This is a genomic window from Shewanella sp. Sh95 (genome assembly GCF_001308045.1).
GTDB lineage: Bacteria > Pseudomonadota > Gammaproteobacteria > Enterobacterales > Shewanellaceae > Shewanella > Shewanella xiamenensis.
Window position 1 is genome coordinate 1 of record NZ_LGYY01000045.1, and the last position, 20,557, is coordinate 20,557.

The following is a 20,557-nucleotide window of genomic DNA, read 5'->3' on the forward strand; positions in this document are numbered from 1 at the left end:
TTGGAGGTACTCAGGCGGCCTGATTATCAAATCACGGAGAAAGAATTGCTGGCGGCCTGGGTATTATTCGCCAATCAGTTGCTCAAATATGGCTATGCTATGGCTGATTTATGAGGGGATCCTTCAGAGCTGAGTATTAAATTGCTATAAAGTCGTATTTAAATTTAATTAGTTTTGAGCATTTTTAAGCCGATTTATATATGTGTTATCTCCACTGTTAACTTAAAAAGTTATTTAAAAATTAAGTATTTATTTGAATTTTGATTTAGATGATAGTTTTAGACAACACGTATTTGTGTTTTTCCGCATAGTGCATTTGTTCAAAAGCTGATAAGTTCTTTTCAATACAGTTAGTTAACTATGCGCTTTTTTACTAGTTGAATGAAGTAAACGCGCAAGCTCGCTAATAAAAAGTCATACATTTTTTGAGTTCACAGTAAGGAAATCACATGGCTGTAAATATAAATTCAGCATATCGCGTCAGGGAAATACTGAAAACGATATCTACAAAACCTGATCAAGTTCCCTCTCATCAAGTGTGGGCTGAAGTGTTTAAAATCGAAGAGTCGGATGCTCATAAAAAGAACTTTATAATATCTCGTTGTCTTGCTGATTTACACGATGAAGTTGAGTTAATTCGCTCCGAAATGCTCAAGTTAGGTTATAGTCCTGAGCTATATAACCCAAGTCTAAATTCGTGTAACAATGTATTTGCCGTTCAGTTAGTAACCAGTCATTGGTCTTCACCAAAGCAGTATATCAAGTCGGAAGTTCTTACCGTATTAGGCTTTTGTTCAGAAATTCTACCTAACGAAGAGGAGTTAGTTGACTTAACTAACTTAGAAGAGCTAGCTGCAATGGCAACTGAGCTTAAAAGCATGCTACCAAATTCCACCTTACCCACACATTCGATACATATAATTGAAAAACATATAAATAAAATAGAGGAAGCCATCTCTAAATATCGTGCGGTTGGAGCTAAAGCTTTAGAAGACGTAGTTCGGTCGGCATATGGTGAAGTCATTGCCAACGAAGGAGTATTTAAAGAGGCTAAAAGTAGTCCAGAGGTAAATAAACTTTCGATTATGTGGCAAAAAACAAAAAGTGTTTTAGATGGCGTCGTTTCGGCGGAGAAAAGACTTGGGGCTGTACAAGGAATGGCTCAAAAAGGTAGTGAACTAATTGAATTAATTCAAAATATAAATTGATGATAAGCAGTTCAAGAGGGATTCACAACGTGTGGTATTTCACTATGCGTTGGTTTTTAGTGTTTAAGCTTGTATGTGGTTGCTTTAGTATTGCGTTATTCACACCTTCGCTGGGAGTTATACGACTCGATGAATACACAACCACAAATTTATAATTTATACAGCGCATTTAGTGGTTACCCTCTTAAATTGCAAATAGTAGGGTGCTCTCATTGTGAACTGCAAAATTTAGATTCTTTATTGCACACAAAAGAGTTAACCCAGCTCTCTTGGGACGATCTTCAACTATTTATCCTTAAAATCATGACAACATTTGGTGACGTAGGCGATTTCAAACACTTTTTGCCCCGCATTTTTGAGTTGTACGTAACGGATTATTGGAACGCACCATGTGATTTTGGATTGTTTCTCGCAAAGCTAGAGTATGGTGGATGGGCTACATGGCCTGAAAATGAGAGAGAAGCCGTGTTGCGACTGTATGAGAATTGGATGTTGCAGCTTAAGGGATCAAGTTTGGTTGCAGACAAAGAGCTGCTAGAGGACATAGTTGCCGATATTGAATGTTATGAAGTGAAATTAGTCGTATAACCAAGTCTGCCTGCATCGTTCATTGTGGTCATTATTGACGGTGTATTTTCTTGATACCTACAGATTACGCGAATGCTAAAAAAGTGAGCCATGGTGATTAGCGAGCCGACCGTCCGCCCCATGGATGGGGCGGTCGAGCATCCACGGATGGACTTGCTGCGTGTCGGTGAGCAAATACCATGGGTCATCTATAACTCGTTGATTGAATTTAGAGCTTTTAGTCACAGGTAACTCAGTTGTTTTTCCATCCATTTTAACGCCCTCTTGTCCCTTGGTTATTGAGGATTAAGGCAATAAAAAAGCGCTAACCTAGGTTAGCGCTTTTGTTTTTGAATAAAGGTTATGTTTATCGCACTAAGGTAAACAGTGGGGTTTGACTGACCGCTTGAAAATCCAGCGCCATGGTTACACTGAGTGCTGTGATGGTAATAATTGAAAAACCAAACACTTGTCTGGCCCAACGTGGCATATCCACATCTTGACGATAACCTTTGAGGGCCATAGTTAGCCACCAGAGGCTGGTGGCACAGGTCACGGCCATAAAGGCGGTGCCTGTGTAACCTGCGAGTGGCAGCATAGTGCTGACCAAGGCGAACACTGCGATATAGAGCACTATATGGTGTTTCGCCTTGGCCATCCCTTCGGCGACCGGCAGCACGGGGATCTTCGCGGCTGCATAGTCATTAAAGCGGAAAATCGCGATGGCGTAGGAGTGTGGCATCTGCCAGAGGCTGAACATCAGCAATAAAATCACTGCGCCCATATCCATTTGCCCCGTCACGCTGCAATAGCCCACCACGGGCGGTACTGCGCCCGAAAAGCTGCCGACTAAGGTGCCGTAAACCGAGTTTCGCTTCATATAGAGGCTATAAATCCCGACATAAACGACATAGCCAATTGTGGCAAACAGCAGGGCTAAGGCATTGGTGAACAGGGCTAAGATGCCAAATCCAAGCACGCCTAAGGCGATGCCAAACAGCAATACATGGCTTAGGGGGATTTCGCCCGTGACGGTGACGCGTTTGCAGGTGCGCTGCATTTTGGCGTCAATATCACGGTCAATACAGTTATTAATCGCACAGCCTGAGGCGACGACTAAGGATAATCCCACTAAGCTTGCCAGCATCAAGACCAGATCCACATCGCCCTTCGCGGCCAATAGGAAGCCGCCAGCAACGGAAATCAGATTCCCGAAAATGATGCCAGGCTTAGTCACCTGTACATACCCTTTGAAGCGTGCTTTCCATTGCGTCGATGTCAATCTAGCTTGTGTGTTCATTTGCTGTGTCTCGTTACATCATCAAAGCGTTAGCTTCGAGAATGATCCATACCGACAAGCCAACCACCATCACGATGATCAGCGCGGTAAATAGGAAGGAGAAGGTGTTGATCTTGCCTTCCTTAGAGAAGTCCAAGTGCAGGAAGTACTTAAGATGTACCAAAATCTGCACCAGTGCCGTGATAACGACGATGGCAAGCGTCGTCGATTGCTCGAAGTGATGGGTCATTACCGCCCAGAATGGGATGGCAGTTAACACCACTGACAGCACAAAACCGACTAAGTAGGACTTGATGCTGGCGGCCAGATCGTCTGCGCCATGGCTATGATCGTGTGATTGAGTATGTGCGCCCATTACAGTGCTCCCAATAAGTACACAACGGTGAATACGCAAATCCACACGATGTCGAGGAAATGCCAGAACAAGCTTAAGCAGCTCAGGCGAGTGATGCTGCGGTTACCTAAGCCCGTTTTGGCGACTTCAATCATCATGATTGCCATCCAAATTAACCCTGCGGTCACGTGCAAGCCGTGCATGCCCACTAAGGTGAAGAAAGATGACAGGAAGGCGCTGCGTTGTGGGCCGTTGCCATGTTCGATCAGGTGATGGAACTCATAGACTTCCATGCCGATAAACACGCAACCCAGTGCAAAGGTAATGGCTAACCAAGTGAGGGTCGCCGCTTTGTTGTGGCGCTTAGCGAAAATCAACGCGAAGCCATAGGTAATACTACTGAGCAGCAGGGCTGCGGTTTCGATCAGCACAAAGTCCAGTTCGAAAATGTCTTTACCCGATACACCGCCGTCGGTGTTCATATAGAGCACGGCGTAGGTGGCAAATACCGATGCAAACAGGATGCAGTCGGTCATCAGGTAGAGCCAAAAACCAAACAGGGTGTTGCCACCCGTGTCATGGTGCTCGTGGTGCTCCTCGGCGTGAGCAACGTCTAAATCAGCTGGGATTGCAACACTCATATCAGCCCCTTACTACATTGTTTAAGTGAGCATTTTCAATGCGTGCCACTTCATCGGGTTGAACGTAATAGTCGACATCGTTGTTATAAGCTCGGAATAAGAACACGATAAACGCGCCCACCATGCCCACAATCGCGAGCCACAGAATGTGCCAAATGGCCGCAAAGCCCGCGGCAGTAATGCCCAGCGCCATCAAGATACCGCTCGGGGTATTCTTCGGCATATGGATTGGCTGATAGTGTTTTTGGCGTTGATACGCGGTGCCTTTTTCTTTGGCATCGGTAAAGGCGTCGATATCAGACACTTGTGGCAACTTAGCAAAGTTGTAGAACTGTGGTGGTGATGCGGTTGACCATTCCAGCGTGTGGCCATTCCATGGGTCGCCAGTGGTGTCACGGTTTTGGTCGCGGTCACGGATACTTACGTACAGTTGCACGAATTGCAGAATGATACCGACCATGATGATGCAAGCACCCGCGGCAGCGATATAGATCCACAGGTTCCATGCTGGGTTATCAATATGGTTGATACGGCGAGTCATCCCCATAAAACCGAGTACATACAGCGGCATAAAGGCCACATAGAAACCAATCTGCCAGCACCAGAATGACGCTTTACCTAAACGCTCATTTAAGTGGAAACCCGTCGCTTTCGGGAACCAGTAAGCAAAACCGGCTAAGTAACCAAACACGGCACCACCGATAATGGTGTTATGGAAGTGAGCGATCAGGAACAAGCTGTTGTGCAGTACGTAGTCGGCGCCAGGTACGGCCAATAACACGCCCGTCATACCACCAATGGTGAAAGTCACCATAAAGCCTAAGGTCCACAGCACTGGCACAGTTAAGCGCAGGCGGCCGCGGTAAATGGTGAACAACCAGTTAAACAGTTTTACCCCAGTCGGGACCGCAATCACCATGGTCATCACGCCGAAGAAGGCGTTGACGTTGGCACTCGAGCCCATGGTGAAGAAGTGGTGTAACCACACGATAAAACCGAGGATCGAAATCGCGCCACTGGCCCATACCATTGAGGAATAGCCGAACAGACGCTTAGAGGTAAAGGTTGAAATCACATCCGAGAAGATACCGAACGCAGGTAAAATCAGGATGTACACTTCAGGGTGACCCCAAGCCCAGAACAGGTTGATATACATCATGGCGTTACCACCACCATCATTGGTGAAGAAGTGGAAACCCATGTAGCGATCGAGTGTTAACAGCGCTAAAACCGCAGTCAGGATCGGGAACGACGCCACGATCAGGATGTTGGCCCAAGTACAAGTCCAAGTGAAGATGGGCATTTGCATCAGCTTCATGCCTGGAGCACGCATCTTAAGCACAGTCGCGATAAAGTTGACCCCGGTTAAGGTTGTCCCTATCCCCGAAATCTGCAGCGCCCAGATATAGTAATCGACCCCAACGCCCGGACTGTAAGCTAGTTCAGACAACGGCGGGTAAGCTACCCAACCGGTACGGGCGAATTCACCTAAACCTAATGAAATATTGATCAGCACGGCACCAGACGCGGTTAGCCAGAAGCTGAGGTTGTTCAAGAAGGGGAAGGCTACGTCGCGGGCACCGATTTGCAGTGGCAGCACTAAGTTCATTAGACCGATCATAAATGGCATCGCCATAAAGATAATCATGATCACGCCGTGGGCGGTGAAGATTTGGTCGTAATGTTCTGGCGGCAGATAACCTGCGGCGCCATTGGTGGCCAGTGCCTGCTGGGTACGCATCATGATGGCGTCGGAAAAACCGCGGATCAGCATGATAAAGGCAAGCACTATGTACATGATACCGAGGCGTTTATGGTCAACCGAGGTTAACCAGTCGTGCCAAAGCACACCCCATTTTTTGTGTTTAGTGATCAAGGCTGCGACGTACAGGCCTATCACGGCAACAACCGCAAGGGTCACCATGATGATAGGCTCATGATACGGGATCGCATCTAAGCTTAATTTACCGAGAAAAGACATGATTACTCCGCCTCCACTTGGTGAGTGGATGAGTGTTCTGTTGATGAAGTGTCAGAATGGGTTGAGCTTTCCATGTCGGCCATCTTCTGTTCGCTCGCCATATGCGCCATATCGTGGTGCATGCCAGCCATATTGTGGTCGGTACTCATGTGTTCCATACCTTCATGGCCTGCCATGTGCTCGTTTGAGTCCATGTGCATGTATTGCATAACGATTTGATCGAACATGCCGTGACTCACTGAGCCAAAGTATTCAACAGGATTGTTTTCACTCTTCTGTGCTAAGGCTTGGTAAGTCGCAGAGTCTAAGGTCTTAGTCGCCTGTTGTTTTGCCTTGGCTACCCAAGCATCGAAGTCGGCTGCCGTTGGCGTGGCAATGGCTTTAAACTTCATGCCCGCAAAACCTGCGCCGCTATAGTTAGCGGAAATACCGTCATAGGTACCGGGTTCGTTGGCAATCAGGTGCAACTTAGTCGTCATCCCTGCCATTGAGTAGATTTGGCTACCTAACTGCGGGATAAAGAAAGAGTTCATTGCGGTATCAGAGGTGATCTTAAAGTTCACTGGTACGTTCGCTGGGAAAGCCAGTTCGTTTACCGATGCAACACCTTGTTCTGGATAGATAAACAACCATTTCCAGTCCATAGAAACCACTTCAACCGTAATCGGCTTGGCCTCGTGTTCGAGTGGTTTGTAAGGGTCGAGATCATGGGTAGAGCCCCAGGTAATCACCCCTAGAATCACGACGATTACTATCGGCACAATCCAAACCACGGTTTCAATCGCGCTCGAATGGGACCATTTGGGCGCGTAAACCTCCTGATCTCGACCATCGCGATACTTCCAAGCGAAGAACAAGGTCATAAAGATCACGGGGATAACCACAATCAGCATGAGTAGGGTAGCGATGATGATCAGGTGCTTTTCATCGGCACCGATCTGGCCCTTGGGATCCAATACGCCGCCATCACAGCCTGCGAGCATCAGGGCAAGCGCCGCGAATGCTACTTTACTTAAATTTCGAATTAACAAAGGAAGATTCCTCTAACCCTAAGGTTTACAACTCTGCCCTGAGAGATTGGCAGTAGCATTGAGCGGCGTTATCCGAAGGCAAATCCGAAAGTGGCTCGAGCGCGGCACAAAAAATGCCTGCCACCCCAATGTAAGATTGAGGATCGACCTTCAGCGCTTAATGCAAATTTGAATTTTAAAACAGAGAGTTACAATGGTGGGGCGCGACAACCGTGCGCAAGGTGCTCGAGAGATTTTAGCCTTGGGGGTGCTAAAAACAGGGCTGCATTAGTTAAATCTAAGCTGTTGAAAAACTTGAAGCCATTGTCGAACAAATTCCACAATTGCTTAATAATCTGGGGATTGAGCAGCAAAATGCTCAGCAGCGTGGCGCCGAAAAACTCGATTAAAAATCCATCGCTCAGGGTGATTAATTCGCCAATATCGATGCAGCCGCCGACCATCACTGACACTAAGTCAGCTGCGGGCAGCACAAACAGTAACCCAAAAAGCAAGGCTAAGTTTGTCATACTGAAGTGGGAGAACCTCGCAACGAGATTCAATCCTTCAGCGCAAAATTGGCTGAGTGCGAATTTCAATTAACAGGTCCGGCGTTGAGCGAGAAGAATTGTTGGCTGAATAAAAATTCAAGCTGCAACTTTTTTGTGCGGGCGGGAGGATAACAAGAAGCGGGGATTGATTGAAAGTAGATCTAGGTCACAAAAGGGCTTTTGCATTAAAAAAACCTTAATTGAAACCATGGCTAAACATTGTGGTTACATATTTAACTAAAAATAAACTGATTTCACTCACATTCTGTGTGGAAAATGTGATGGCGATATGTAAATGTCTTGGCTTTACTGTGAGTCGTTTTGCGCGCTTATTTGCCGAGTTGGTTGTTTATACTTTCTGATTTTAGTGATGCCTTGCCGATATTCAATGCTGAATCCTACAATAAAGCATAGCTATCACCCTAGGGTGTTTTGTGGCAGTTTAACTGGTTAGACAGCGTAAAAATAATTTTTACATCATGGTACCGCTTTGGTTTTCAGCCCCCAATGAGCTAACGGTTTGACTACTCTTGAGATTGATTTGTAGATTAAGGCATTATGGGCCCATTCTGATTATCAACCCAATTACTACAAGGGATTAAATATCAACGCATTTGCGCACTATTTTAAGGTCAATTTATTCATAGCCTTAGCCTACTTTATTGTCGGTAAAATGGGTTTGATGATTGCCTTACCTCCCGGATATTCTGCGGCAATTTGGCCTGCGGCAGGGATCGCAATCGCTGCTTGTCTTTTATGGAAAGCATATGCGCCTTGGATTGGGGTTTTTATAGGGGCATTGCTGATTAATATTAATATTGGTGGGCAACTACATCTCGGTTGGTTGCCCGTCAGTATTGCCTTGGGAACGTTACTACAGACCATTATTTCTGCTCGAATTATTCGATACATCGATCCTTTACTGACCTTTGATAAACCAGAAACTGTTATAAAATCAATGGTTAGTCTCAGTGCTGGTTGTATTATTGCCTCTCTATTGGGTAATGCTGCACTTGCAGTTTACGGCATGATTCCAAGTTCGGATCTCGTTACCAGTATGCTCAATTGGTGGATGGGCGATTTCCTTGGAGCGGTCATTTTTATCCCGCTAACCATATTAGTGTTTGATAGGCGACCCATTTGGCGCTCAAGGCGGATTCAAACAGGACTACCTTTGGTGATTGGTTTTTTACTTTGCGTGGGGATTTATTATTACGCAGATATGAACCAGCGGCAGCAACTGCAGGATAAGTTTCAAATTCAATCCAATGCGATTATCAGTAGTGTGGAAACTTTTCAGGGAACCAATCTACAACAATTAGTTGCCCTTGCCAGCCTGTTTGATAACAGTGAAATAGTCACGGAAGATGAATTTATTCAGTTCGGTAAACGTAATCGACTCCAATTAGATGGCTTTAAGGCTTGGGCTTGGTCACCATTGATTGCGGCGAGCGATAAACAGAGTTTTGAGTCTGCAACCACAGCTGAGCTGGGGCGACCTTTCAATATCAAATATTTAGAGGGGGGCAAACCAAACGCCGACGGCTGGCTTGTGCCTGTTAAGTATGTGCAACCTATGTATAGCAGTCGCGCCGTACTTGGATTAGATCTCAACAGCGAGTCTGCGAGGGCGGCAGCCATAGCAAAAGGGAGATCAACGCTTGCGCCGGTCATCACAGGCAAAATCCAATTAGCTGAAGACCCTCATGGCCTTGGAGGCACGCTACTATTGGTGCCTTCTTTCGATCGCGTTGGTAACATTAAAGGATTTTGTTCGGCGGTGATCGATATCCAAAGCATCATCAATAAAGTCGAACAGGTAAAAGGTTTGCATTGGCGGCTAACGGATATGAGTGCTGATGGAGCCTTGCTCTATGCGAATAGTCAGAAAGAATTTCCTACCTTTTCTGGTAAGTTACATAGCGATAAAACAGGCCAATACTATCAGGCCCACTTAACGCTTGCCGATAGGCAATGGCATATTGTGATTTACGAGTCGTATGCTCAACTGATGGGTGAATCTTACAGTCTGTCACTGTTGCTATTACTTTTAGCCTTTATCACCTGTGCCGTTGTGAGTGGTGTGACATTAATCTCTTCCGGTGAGCGTCATCGGATTGAGGATAAAGTGGCAGAAAAAACTATGGCACTTTCGAAGGAGATTGCGCGTAATCAAGCATTTCAAGCCACCCTCGTCGAGAGCGAAGAAAAATACCGTAACCTATTCGATAAGGCACCCGTTGGCCATGTTTTAAAACGTCTTGAGGATGGGCACTTTGTCGCCATTAACCAAGCATTTACTGAAATTACGGGCTACACACTAGAGGAGCTTCAAGCGCTTGATCCTTGGGAGCTTACCCCGATTCGTTACCAAGTGACTGAGGCTGAGCAGCTTGAACGCCTCAAGCAAACACGCCGTTATGGTCCTTATCAGAAGCACTATCGGCATAAAGACGGACAGCTAGTAGCCGTCAGACTGAATGGCTCCTTAGTGGCCGCAGCTAATGGTGAGCCGCTTATCCTGTTTATTGTGGAAGATATTACCGCGCAAGAGCGCACTATTGCCCGAGTTAACTTGTTGGCACAGGTATTCCAGCAAAGTGGGGAAGGTATCACTATTATCGATGCCAATGATGTCATCGTGGATGTTAATAGCGCCTTTAGCCAAATTACTGGTTACTCAAGGGATGAAATCATAGGTAAAAACTGTCGTTTTATTGAAGCCGCTCGAACCGATAAAAACATTGATGCTCAAGTGCGAGCTGCGCTTGAGCAAACGGGGTTTTGGCAAGGAGAAGTGTGGGATCGCCACAAAGATGGCTATGATTTCCCGAAATGGCTGATGATGTCTGTGGTTCGCGACGAAACTGGGGCAATCAGCCATTACATCGGCAGTTTTACCGATATCAGCGAACGCAAGGTGAATGAGGAGCGCATTCACTTCTTAGCGCATCATGATTCCTTAACTTTGCTACCGAATCGTTTGAGTCTGCAATCGCGTTTGGAGATGGTTTTTCAGGAGGCTTTTGTCAGCCAAACCCAGATTGCCGTAATGTTTATCGATATGGATCATTTCAAAAATATTAACGACACCCTGGGACATCATGTCGGCGATATGTTGTTGCTCGAAGTGGCGCGGCGCTTAAAGAGTATTGTAAGCAGTGACGATATCGTCGCGCGCTTAGGCGGTGATGAATTTGTCGTGGTGTTGTCCGATACGAATCACGATAGCGTCGCTAAGGTGGCGGAAGCCTTGCGCAGCGGTCTGAATCAAGTCTACATCATAGATAACAAGCCCTTACATTCATCACCTAGCATAGGCATCAGCCTGTTCCCAACCGATGGTGACAGTGTTGAGGCATTGATGAAAAATGCCGATATGGCCATGTACCGCGCCAAGGCGGCGGGGCGAAACAACTATCAGTTTTTCACCGCTGCAATGAATACCTTAGTGACTGAGCGCCAGCAAATTGAAACTGGGCTCAGGCAAGCCATTGCCCGTGATGAGTTACTGCTGCATTATCAGCCGCAGATCGATATCAACACCGGACAAATGGTGAGTGTTGAGGCGTTGATCCGCTGGCAGCATCCCGAATTGGGATTGGTTGCTCCCGATCGCTTTATTCCTATTGCCGAGGAGATCGACATGATTATCCCCATCGGCCAATGGGTATTAGAGCAAGCACTCGCACAACTGGCGCAGTGGCGTAAAAAAGGCGCGAAAGACTTGCGAATGGCGGTTAATCTGTCGGCGCATCAGCTGCGTAAAGAGACCATAGTTGCTGATATTATCAATGTGTTAGCTCAATATGATCTTGGCAAGGGAGCATTGGAGCTTGAGATCACTGAAAGTGTCGCCATGCAGTATCCTGAGCAAAATGCCAAGTTGCTGGCCGAGTTGCGTCAATATGGGATTGAATTGGCTATTGATGATTTTGGCACCGGCTATTCGTCACTCTCGTACTTGAAGTTGCTGCCCTTAGATCGGCTTAAGCTCGACCGTTCCTTTGTCAAGGATATTGAAAATGATCCAAACGATGCGGCAATCAGCGCGGCCACGATTTCGATGTCCCATGAGTTAGGGTTAACCGTGGTGGCTGAAGGAGTGGAAAACGAGGCACAACTGGTGTTGCTCTCGAGCATGGGTTGCGATCTGGTGCAGGGATATTATTTCAGTAAACCCTTATCTGCAGATGATTGTTTGCGTTTTATTGAACGCAATTTTTAGGCCGTTTTTTATCCATTTAGCACTATACTTGAGTCAGTCTGGCGATAGGACATGGATACATTAAGGACAGCGCTATGCAAGTTATCTTCACTAAAGGTTCGACCCGTTACGCTCAATTACGTTGTGTTCGCATGGATGGTAGTGCCACACAAACTCAGATGCCTGAGCAGGGGATTGCTCCCCACGATATGATTCACTACGTCGTTGAAAAACGCCTGCGGATTCAAGGCGCTTTTTTCGCGCAAATACGTGCTGGTGCCGATATCAATTTCACCCTTGAGCATAACGAAGCTTCTTTAGCGGTTGCTGATAAAACTGACATTTGGCAAACCGAATCGATCGTCGAAGCATTGCAATCTCTGCTATGGTCTGCTGATACGCCTAGCTATGCGGGATTTATCTATTTACTCGAGCAGGCCTGTAGTAACCGTAAATTAGCCGTACCTGAGATATCACAATCTGACTTTGAACATATTATCAATGAGATAATGGAGTTGACCATCGAGTGGCAAGGCATGGGTGAAGGCCAGTCCTTGACCTTAAAGTTTTAACGACTGAGCTATCAAAAAGAGCGCGAATCTTCGCGCTCTTTTTCTATATTTGATCTTTGCTTATTCCCGGTGGCGACGTTCTTGGCTCTGAGTTGAGCGGCCTTGATTACGCTCCACACTGCGTGATGCTTGCATATTTTGTCGGGGTTCCTGCCTTACTCTCGTCTCTTCCCTTTGTCTTGGCTGTGCTTGACGGGGCTGCTCCATACGTTGTGGTTCGGAGCGTCTCACCTCGGGGCGCGTTTCCTGTCTTTGTGGCTGAGAGCGAGTCTCGACGTTACGCGGCTGCTGGTCTCGACTCTGATACTGCCTTTGCGAGATATCCTTAGCTTGTTCCCGCGATGCCTTAGCCTGCATTTGCCTTACCTGATTATCATTGCGGGCATTGTCGTTACGCTCTTTTTGGTAACCTTCCCTTTTGGTTTGCGCCGAATTCGTCGGTGCCACACGGCGCTCTTTTAACTCGGCTTGAGTATTCTGAAAGCTGGGCGCCCGCTCGCGGCTATAGTTGTTGTCGCGGCTTAAGTTATTGCCTCTATCCTTATCATGGCTTTTATCATAGCCCTTGCTGTCTCGGTTATAACGTGCGTTTTGGTGTTCCCTTGATTTCGAGTACTGGCTGGTAAAGTGCTGGCTGCTGCCACTGGAGTGGGAGTCGCGGCCACGGAACTTGCTGTCAGCGTAGTAGCGTTCTTTTACCACGGGATTATGGTAAACCACGCCGCGTCTGTGCTCGGGTTTATGCTTCCAAGGTTGAGCGCCATGGCTGACCGAGTACCTTTCCCGTGGACGATAATGGTGGGAGTGATGGTGATCTATCACGACGACTTTATGGCGATGCCAATGAAATGAGCTAAAGAAGTAGTTAAAGGAAATATGGATCCCAGGCGACCAGTAAAAGTAGCTATGGCTTGGGCGGTAAGGGTAGCCAACATAGCCGCCAAACTCCCAATATACAGGCGGATAGGCCACGCCCCAACGCCAAGTACCGTAAACTACGCGGGGGTCATAATAAGGCACATATACCACTTCGCGGCGTACAGGCTCGATGATGATCTGGTTATTGGCGCGAGTTACCGCCATATTCTCCATACTGGCTAAACTGTTGGCTTTATCCGCCTGTTGTCTGAGTGATTGAATACCGTCCATCACTTGCGCCTCATCGGCCAAGAAGGCTTCGCCAAGCCTTTGGGTCCAATCCAAATCTTCGCTCATTTTCTGTAAGACATTGGGGAAAGCCATTAGTGCTTTAACACTCGGGTCCTAGTCCTTGTCTTCGGTGCGAGACATCACTTGATCAGTCGACAACTTAGGATGATCTTCCAACCAACGTTGCGCTTGTACTACTTCGAGTGGATAGGTTGAGGCGATCAAAATATGGCTCAACAAACTATCGGGATAGAGGGCAATAGGCGCAAGCATCTGCTCGAGTTCGGCTTGGCTCAATGAAGCACTTGAACCTTGGCTAATGGATACGCCCGCAGCTTGCGTCGGCGCGGTGAAAGGCAGAGCAACTAAAGCCGCCGATAACACTAGCCATTTCCATCGATATAATCTGTTCATGGTTCGCTCCAATAATCCTATTTGCGGATGTTATTGGCATCATAGGCGCGTGAATATGAACATAAGCTGAAAGTATATTGTGCGGCAAAAGCGTGTTGTAGATTTATTTTCTTACCAATAAAACGATATATGGCATTGAAAATAAAAGATTAAGCAGAATGAGTAAAGTTAACGGTAAACTTGGCGCCACCTAAATTTTCTGAGCGGGAAACAGAAATTCGACCGTTATAGCTATCCACTAAATCGCGGACAATCGCTAAACCTATGCCGTTACCTTGATGATAGGAATCGGCGCGGATCCCGCGCTCAAAGATTTGCGTTTGTAGGGGTTCGCTGATCCCTGGGCCGTCATCTTCGATACAAAGTTGCAATTGATAAGCATCGCCGGTGACGGTTAATTTGACCGTTGATTTAGCGGCTTTGCAGGCATTGTCGAGTAAGTTACCTAAAATCTCGGTGAGATCGGCTTCATCGCCCTTAAAAACCGCTTGTTCAGCGATTTCGCCACCGAGGTTAATTTGCGGTTCTCGATAAATCTTGGCTAAGGTGCGTAGCAGTTTATTGGCCACCTCATCAACCTTAATCCCTAAATGCCATGAGGCGGCCGCCGCAGTTTGGGCGCGTTTAAGCTGGTGGCTGATGATGCGACTGATGTTCGACACTTGCTCACTCGAGGCTTCACTTAAATCCACCTGACTTTTAATCACCGCCAGTGGTGTTTTGAGACTATGAGCTAAATCCGCAAGGGCGTTGCGGTAGCGCTTACGCTGGGTTTGTTCGGTATTGAGCAAGATATTGAGCTGCCTCGCCACCGCTTGTAACTCGCTGGGGTACTGGCTGCTCAGCTGGGTTGATTTACCTTGTTCCACATCGTGCAGCTCTTGGGTAAAGCGTGCCAGTGGTCTAATGGTCCAAATCAACCAACTCAGCTGAAATATCAGCATCACGAGAATTAAGATCAGTAACCAAGTCCAAAGCTGTTGATTAAATTGAGCTATCTGCTGCTGAAACTCCTGTTCATCTTTAATGATATGGATAGTCACCGGCACATTTTCATTCAGGCTGGCAAAGCTCACACTAAAGCTATAGATAAGGTGTGGCGCGCCCGCGAGGTCGATTTGCTCAAAGGCACTTTGGCCCGTTGGCGGAATGGTGAACTGTGCTGGTGGCGTGATGCCCATAAAGGATTGCGAATGCCAGACGATGCTCTGTTTATGCTCCGCATCTTCGGTGGTGGCTATGGCATAGAGGCCTGATTGAATAAGGTTAAAGCGGTTCTCGAGCACTAATTCAGGAATAAAAATCCGTTTATTTTCGACTTCAGTCACCGCTAATACTGAATATACATAGGCACTTAGCTCATTTTTAGCGGCACTCTTTACCTGTTCAGCAAAGGCGTCATTGAGGGCGACCCCAATCAGCGGCAGCAGCACCAATATAAACAACAGCGCGCTAAGGACGAGCCGAGTCTTTAAGGAGTTGAGCAACTGCCAGGCAAGCGCGCGTTTACTCATCAGTACCTTGCTCAGGAGCAATGACTCTTAAACGATAGCCTTGGCCGCGCAGGGTTTCGATTAGATTGTATTGGTTATCGGGGTCGAGCTTTTTGCGTAAACGGCGGATAAAGACTTCGATAACGTTAGAGTCGAGGTCAAAATCCTGATCATAAATATGTTCGGTGAGTGCTGTTTTAGATTTCACTTCGCCTTGATGCAGCATAAAAATCTCAAATAGTTTGTATTCAGAGCCGCTTAGCGTGACGAGTTCATCCCCTTTGCGCACCTCTAAGCTACTGGTATTTAAACTAAAGGGACCGTTAGTGATGATTGGACTTGCTTTACCTGCCGAGCGTCGGATCAGTGCTTTAAGGCGGGCAACCAATTCCTCGGGATGAAACGGTTTAGTGAGATAATCATCGGCACCGGCATCGAGGCCTTCGACTTTATCTTGCCAGCTGTCGCGCGCGGTTAAAATTAAGATAGGGAAAGCGCGCTCTTTTTGGCGAATGCGGCGGATAAGGCTAATACCGTCGAGTTTAGGTAAACCGACATCGATAATGGCGGCGTCATAGTTATATTCAACGGCTTGAAACAAGCCCTCTTCGCCGTCGCTGGCGACATCAATGCTGTAATGGGCATCCAGCAAGTGTTGTTTTAAGTTGGCTTGCAGTGCTAAGTCGTCTTCAACGAGTAAGAGTCGCATATTAATTCCTCGACACGCGTCCTGTGGCGGCATCCACCGAAACTGAAAAAACCTGGCCATCATTATTGAGGATTTTGACTCTATAGCCTGAGCCGCTCGACTGCACGCTGAGCACTTTGCCTCGATATTGACGCTGCGCCATAGCCACGGCTTGGTCTGGACTATTCACCACAAGGCGGCGCTGCTCATTCTTAACGCCTTGGTCGCGCGATTGATTGCGATCATCGTGTTTATCATTGCCCGCTATGCAGCCAAAGGAGGCACATAAACAAGCGACTAGGGTCAGTGTCAAACCAAGTTTCATATCTGTTACCCGTACAGGTTCGGCGATCTTAAGTAAGTGGCGAGCTGGTTAGCTTATCGAGTCGACTAAGAATACCTCATCACCATAACAAACACATAGAGATCAGCCAATTGGTAAACACAATTCCTTTAAAATTCACTGTGATTCGTGAGATTTTATCGAGTTAATCCTCATCGAACCTCTTTACATATCAGGAGTCATATCCTGTGACATATTAGTAGTGTTAACCACAGCAGATGAATTAAGGCTGAACAGTAGTGTTGCTCTGAAATACAGCAGATTTTAATGTTCAGCTTATGTTCACCTTGAGTGCCCTCTAATGTCACCAATTTGAGCGGATTATCCAATGGGGTATTCAAGATGAACACAGTGAAACAACAAGTTATCGCAACCACGACGTATGTGAAGGCTGTAGTATTGGCCAGTGCATTTCTGGCATCGACAATGGTGAGCGCGCAGCCGAGCGACGAGTCAAACTTGGCGCCTTTTAGTGCAGCGAGTATTGGTATGATGAAAAAGACCGATACCGAGCAAGCCGTCAAGCAAGAGCAGCAAGCCTTAAGCCTATTGCAACAGTCGGCTCCCGCTCAAAGTGTAGCGGAAGCTACTGCCGCTGCGGTTAAATCGCTGGCACCGTCCTTCTCGGCACAAGGTGCGAATGTTCAGCGAGTACAATTGATGGGTGCAACCCCCATGACTCGCGAACAAGTGATCGCCAAACATACGAGTCAGCCGATCCCCAGTTCAAGCGCCGCCACAGAAGATCCCTATCGCGCCCCTATTTATCACAGCTTTGCGATTTTTGATGCCAGCAGCCGTTTGTTTGAAGACTTTGATTACGATGGGTTTTATCAAACCTTTAGCGTGACCTTCGATGTAGATGTGTTTGGTGCATATCTTAATGAGCGCGCCGACCTGTTTGCCGAGTTATACCTCAGCCGTAACGGTGGCCCTTGGGTGCATTACTACACCACGGACGTGTTTACCATCTACGGTGACTCGACTCAGGATGATTACGAAGTACTGACGACCCTCTACACTGGCTATCAAACGGATCACTACGATGTATTAATCGATGTCTATGAGGTTGGTTATAGCGATATTGTTGCGACCATTAGCGCCGATGATACTGATGGCTTATATGCCTTGCCGCTAGAAAGTCGTGACCGCGATAGCTCTGGTGAGGTAATTATTGTCGAAGAAGGCGGCGCAGTTTCTTTCTTTGCTCTGCTTGGTTTAGGGCTATTAGCAGCAATGCGTAAGCGTGAAAAATGGGTTTAATACTTTTAGAGCCAAATAAAATCTTATGTAAATCATCACGATTAATGCTTGAGTAATACCCTCTAGGGTAAAAAGTAGATCTCACACTAAAAAGGCAGTGTATCAATAGATACGCTGCTTTTTTAACTTAGCAATGGGATAATTAAACGATTTCGAAAAATGCTGTTCGCTTCATGCGTTAATATACTTTACTTCTAATGAAGTTGCGTCAGTAAATATATAACTGCCTATTTATGCATAAAGAATTTCGATAATTGGGGTCTCGCTTATTCACTACTTAGTCATTTATGTTTGTTCATTTGTTACAGATGACACTGAAACTAATTCACCATCTAAATGTATAAATATTAGGCTGACTGTTACCATTTGTGTCATTGTTTGGAATGTTTCTTGTAAAACGCTTGCGCAAACTCCGCTTTTACAAGGGGCTGCTGGGGGCGGAAGATTTTGAACACTCGAATCTAATGTACCAACCTTTAATTCCTTAATGTTAGTGCTTATATCATCAAATGAAATTTTATTTTTTAACTCAAAAGTATATGAATGTAAAATCTTTGCATCACCAGTCCAAACAAAAAGCGTAGCTTGCATGTGCTTTTCATCTAGGAAGACTTTTTCACAAACGACTGCTGAACAAGCGGGTAATTCTGGAGTATTTGCATGAGCTTTTGCAGTAAAAAATATCCCACAAAAGCCAACAATCGCAAATATGGCATAGTTTAATTTCATAACATTTCCCTGTCGCATACCGATGTTAAATTTAGTTGCTAATATTTTAATCTATCTCAGTGTAATTGTGTTTTCAACGAATCTCAATTGCTCTTTAGGGTAGGCTAAAGTATGAGTTGACCATGTTGAAAAAAGTCTACTCTCATCGTAAAGTGAATACTTTGCTATGTCGATTTTTTGCCTATGATGCTGCTCAAGTTCTTTCAATGGCCTATGAGTAAGTTGTGCGCAAACCTAAAGTGCATTAGGTTCTTGTTTTATCTTGGGTGGCCTCATTTATTTTTTAATTAGAGGAAGTTAGTGGCTGCATTTCCCCTTCACGGTCGTGATAACGATTCAAACATGTGTGGCTCTTGCGACAGCCTGCTTGAGGAGGTTCAAGATATCCCTATTTGCTCCGTATGTGGTTATAAGACGGAGCTTTATTTTATTAATTCACTCTTTCGAGTCAAAAAGAGGGAATACGACTTATCTGCAACCTATGACGGTTACAACATCGCCTCCCTTAAGTTCAAGGAGACATGTCAACGATTGCAACTGGGTGGGCTTGAATTTCTTGCCCTCCCATCTGATTCTGAATTCTTTGTGATAAAACCAACATCGATAACATCGTTTGACTCTGCATCAAGAAAAACAAAATTTGAATCCTTTTGTACTGCGTGTGGTTTCCATAAGGCTGTTGCTGGTGCAACACCCGCAATTCTTCTAAAGGAACCAGAATCTGATCTTTCTGGCACTGATGTTGTTTTCGGCTCTGGTAATAGCCGTGGCCGAATGATCATAGCGACGGAGCGTGCAAAGAAGTTACTTATTGCTGAGAAACTAGCAGGCCTTGAGTTCGAGGTAACCATAAATCTCGGTCAAGCCGACACAAAAATGCTGCGCCGCTAAGCTCAAACGTTGGGATCGAAAAATAGCCATCGTTTATTCAAAAAAAGTAAGTGGTGCATCCCAAAGTAAAAACTTGCTATTCCATTCTAGGTTTTCCCGTATCGTAATTTGCTTCACTGCACAAATCCCCTTTTTCTCTCGGTGTTTATCATTTCCGATTCGGGCTAGTATGGGCGAGTTACGTTAACTAAAGGAAGAGAGACATGATTGCTCAAGGTCAAAAATTACCAGCGGCGACGTTAAGCCAATTAACAAAAGATGGCATGGTAAATCATCAAGTTACCGAGCTGTTTGCGGGTAAAAAAGTAGTGTTATTTGCAGTGCCTGGTGCTTTCACACCAACCTGTTCTGAAGCACATTTGCCAGGTTATGTGGTGCTGGCCGATCAGTTTAAAGCCAAAGGCGTTGATTTAATTGCCTGTGTATCGGTAAACGATGCCTTTGTGATGAAAGCCTGGGGCGAGGCGCAAAATGCGTCTGAGCTACTGATGCTAGCCGATGGCGATGCCAGCTTTACTAAGGCGCTCGGATTAGAGATGGATACCGCAGGCTTTGGCGGTGTGCGTTCACAGCGTTATGCGATGATCATCGATGACGGCGTGGTGACGTTACTGAATGTTGAAGCACCTAAGTCATTCGAGGTCAGCAAGGCCGAAGTGGTGTTGGCGGCTTTAAGTTAAGATAAGCGGATGCCCCTGAACTTATGGGGCTGATGTGTCGCTTGCTTGAGCGAGAACAATGGCCAGCCTAGGCTGGCTTTTTTATTTGGGATTTTTATACGGTTATTGAGCGAGTTGAATGCTGTCGGCATCGATAGTGACTTCTGACCAATCCTTATCCACTTCACCGCGAATAATGACTTGGGTTTCTGGTGTGACGGTATGTCCGAGCCACAGATCATCGTCAATTTCGATTTTAATCTCGCCCGTGCTGTCACGGAAAATATAATCATCGTGGCCAATTGAAGACATGATATGACCGGTTAACTCCACTTGAGTGTCATCGCTGGCATTGAGCGCACTGACGACATCATGAATGATTTGCCGTGCACTAGGGCCTTGAAAACCGCCACGTAATTGGGGTTCGCCCGTTGTTGGTTGAAATCCAGCTTGGCTGCACAAGGCACTCAATGACAATGTGATTGCTAACATGCTTAAGGTGATTTTATTCATCTAAATGTCCTCTTTCTGATCTTACGCCGCTGGGCGACTCATCT

General features: G+C 46.2%; 19 protein-coding genes and 1 pseudogene. 7 read left to right on the top strand and 13 right to left on the bottom strand.

Annotated features, from left to right (window positions below):
• The first annotated feature begins 449 nt into the window (after window positions 1-449).
• Together AEA42_RS03520 and AEA42_RS03525 are read left to right on the top strand one after the other, a co-directional pair.
• Window positions 450-1,208, top strand: a complete 759-nt coding sequence (locus AEA42_RS03520; RefSeq protein ID WP_055646979.1) for a hypothetical protein — start codon at window positions 450-452, stop codon at window positions 1,206-1,208.
• Window positions 1,209-1,337: 129 nt separating this feature from the next.
• Window positions 1,338-1,796 carry a hypothetical protein gene (locus AEA42_RS03525; RefSeq protein ID WP_055646980.1) on the top strand — a complete coding sequence of 153 codons (459 nt, stop codon included), beginning with the start codon at window positions 1,338-1,340 and terminating at the stop codon, window positions 1,794-1,796.
• A 75-nt stretch (window positions 1,797-1,871) separates the two neighbouring features.
• Here the strand turns inward: AEA42_RS03525 and AEA42_RS22535 are convergent, their stop codons facing one another.
• From AEA42_RS22535 to AEA42_RS03555, 7 genes are all read right to left on the bottom strand, one after another.
• Entirely contained in the window at window positions 1,872-2,048 is a 177-nt protein-coding gene (locus AEA42_RS22535) for a hypothetical protein (RefSeq protein ID WP_197278416.1), read from the bottom strand.
• Window positions 2,049-2,142: 94 nt separating this feature from the next.
• The gene (cyoE, locus tag AEA42_RS03530; protein WP_055646981.1) at window positions 2,143-3,075 is read right to left on the bottom strand and encodes a heme o synthase; all 933 of its coding nucleotides are present in this window, start codon (window positions 3,073-3,075) and stop codon (window positions 2,143-2,145) included.
• A 13-nt stretch (window positions 3,076-3,088) separates the two neighbouring features.
• Entirely contained in the window at window positions 3,089-3,430 is a 342-nt protein-coding gene (gene cyoD, locus AEA42_RS03535) for a cytochrome o ubiquinol oxidase subunit IV (RefSeq protein ID WP_055646982.1), read from the bottom strand.
• Window positions 3,430-4,050 (bottom strand): cytochrome o ubiquinol oxidase subunit III, encoded by a 621-nt coding sequence (gene cyoC, locus AEA42_RS03540; protein ID WP_047535571.1) that lies wholly within the window; start codon window positions 4,048-4,050, stop codon window positions 3,430-3,432. The genes cyoD and cyoC overlap by 1 nt, the downstream gene beginning before the upstream one ends.
• 1 nt (window position 4,051) lies before the next feature.
• A complete protein-coding gene (cyoB, locus tag AEA42_RS03545; protein ID WP_055646983.1) occupies window positions 4,052-6,031 on the bottom strand; it encodes a cytochrome o ubiquinol oxidase subunit I in 1,980 nt (659 codons plus the stop codon).
• A gap of 2 nt (window positions 6,032-6,033) precedes the next feature.
• Window positions 6,034-7,062: a ubiquinol oxidase subunit II gene (gene cyoA, locus AEA42_RS03550; protein ID WP_047535575.1), complete on the bottom strand. Its 1,029-nt coding sequence runs from the start codon at window positions 7,060-7,062 to the stop codon at window positions 6,034-6,036.
• A 188-nt stretch (window positions 7,063-7,250) separates the two neighbouring features.
• The gene (locus AEA42_RS03555) at window positions 7,251-7,571 is read right to left on the bottom strand and encodes a hypothetical protein (RefSeq protein ID WP_050991325.1); all 321 of its coding nucleotides are present in this window, start codon (window positions 7,569-7,571) and stop codon (window positions 7,251-7,253) included.
• A gap of 568 nt (window positions 7,572-8,139) precedes the next feature.
• Between AEA42_RS03555 and AEA42_RS03560 the strand changes: the two genes are divergently transcribed.
• Both AEA42_RS03560 and AEA42_RS03565 read left to right on the top strand, forming a co-directional pair.
• The gene (locus AEA42_RS03560) at window positions 8,140-11,820 is read left to right on the top strand and encodes an EAL domain-containing protein (protein WP_055646984.1); all 3,681 of its coding nucleotides are present in this window, start codon (window positions 8,140-8,142) and stop codon (window positions 11,818-11,820) included.
• Window positions 11,821-11,894: 74 nt separating this feature from the next.
• On the top strand, window positions 11,895-12,371 hold the full coding sequence (locus AEA42_RS03565; RefSeq protein WP_037423787.1) for a hypothetical protein: 477 nt from the start codon (window positions 11,895-11,897) through the stop codon (window positions 12,369-12,371).
• A 60-nt stretch (window positions 12,372-12,431) separates the two neighbouring features.
• Here AEA42_RS03565 and AEA42_RS03570 read toward each other — a convergent pair.
• From AEA42_RS03570 to AEA42_RS03585, 4 genes and pseudogenes are all read right to left on the bottom strand, one after another.
• Window positions 12,432-13,934, bottom strand: a pseudogene (locus AEA42_RS03570) (DUF3300 domain-containing protein).
• 149 nt (window positions 13,935-14,083) lie between these two features.
• Window positions 14,084-15,448, bottom strand: a complete 1,365-nt coding sequence (locus tag AEA42_RS03575; protein ID WP_055646985.1) for an ATP-binding protein — start codon at window positions 15,446-15,448, stop codon at window positions 14,084-14,086.
• Window positions 15,441-16,136, bottom strand: coding sequence for a response regulator transcription factor (locus AEA42_RS03580; RefSeq protein WP_037423778.1), 696 nt, complete (start codon window positions 16,134-16,136; stop codon window positions 15,441-15,443). Before AEA42_RS03580 ends, AEA42_RS03575 begins: the two co-directional genes overlap by 8 nt.
• A gap of 1 nt (window position 16,137) precedes the next feature.
• Window positions 16,138-16,440 (bottom strand): PepSY domain-containing protein, encoded by a 303-nt coding sequence (locus AEA42_RS03585; RefSeq protein WP_037423775.1) that lies wholly within the window; start codon window positions 16,438-16,440, stop codon window positions 16,138-16,140.
• Between the two features lie 360 nt (window positions 16,441-16,800).
• On the opposite strand from AEA42_RS03585, the gene AEA42_RS03590 reads away from it, so the two are divergent.
• The gene (locus tag AEA42_RS03590; protein WP_055646986.1) at window positions 16,801-17,721 is read left to right on the top strand and encodes a choice-of-anchor H family protein; all 921 of its coding nucleotides are present in this window, start codon (window positions 16,801-16,803) and stop codon (window positions 17,719-17,721) included.
• A 285-nt stretch (window positions 17,722-18,006) separates the two neighbouring features.
• Here the strand turns inward: AEA42_RS03590 and AEA42_RS03595 are convergent, their stop codons facing one another.
• Complete coding sequence (locus AEA42_RS03595; RefSeq protein WP_055646987.1) at window positions 18,007-18,450, bottom strand: hypothetical protein; 444 nt, start codon at window positions 18,448-18,450, stop codon at window positions 18,007-18,009.
• A gap of 300 nt (window positions 18,451-18,750) precedes the next feature.
• Between AEA42_RS03595 and AEA42_RS03600 the strand changes: the two genes are divergently transcribed.
• Both AEA42_RS03600 and AEA42_RS03605 read left to right on the top strand, forming a co-directional pair.
• Window positions 18,751-19,341, top strand: coding sequence for a hypothetical protein (locus tag AEA42_RS03600; RefSeq protein ID WP_055646988.1), 591 nt, complete (start codon window positions 18,751-18,753; stop codon window positions 19,339-19,341).
• Between the two features lie 203 nt (window positions 19,342-19,544).
• Entirely contained in the window at window positions 19,545-20,021 is a 477-nt protein-coding gene (locus tag AEA42_RS03605; RefSeq protein WP_037423763.1) for a peroxiredoxin, read from the top strand.
• 102 nt (window positions 20,022-20,123) lie between these two features.
• Here the strand turns inward: AEA42_RS03605 and AEA42_RS03610 are convergent, their stop codons facing one another.
• On the bottom strand, window positions 20,124-20,513 hold the full coding sequence (locus tag AEA42_RS03610) for a NirD/YgiW/YdeI family stress tolerance protein (RefSeq protein ID WP_047535597.1): 390 nt from the start codon (window positions 20,511-20,513) through the stop codon (window positions 20,124-20,126).
• Window positions 20,514-20,557 lie beyond the last annotated feature (44 nt).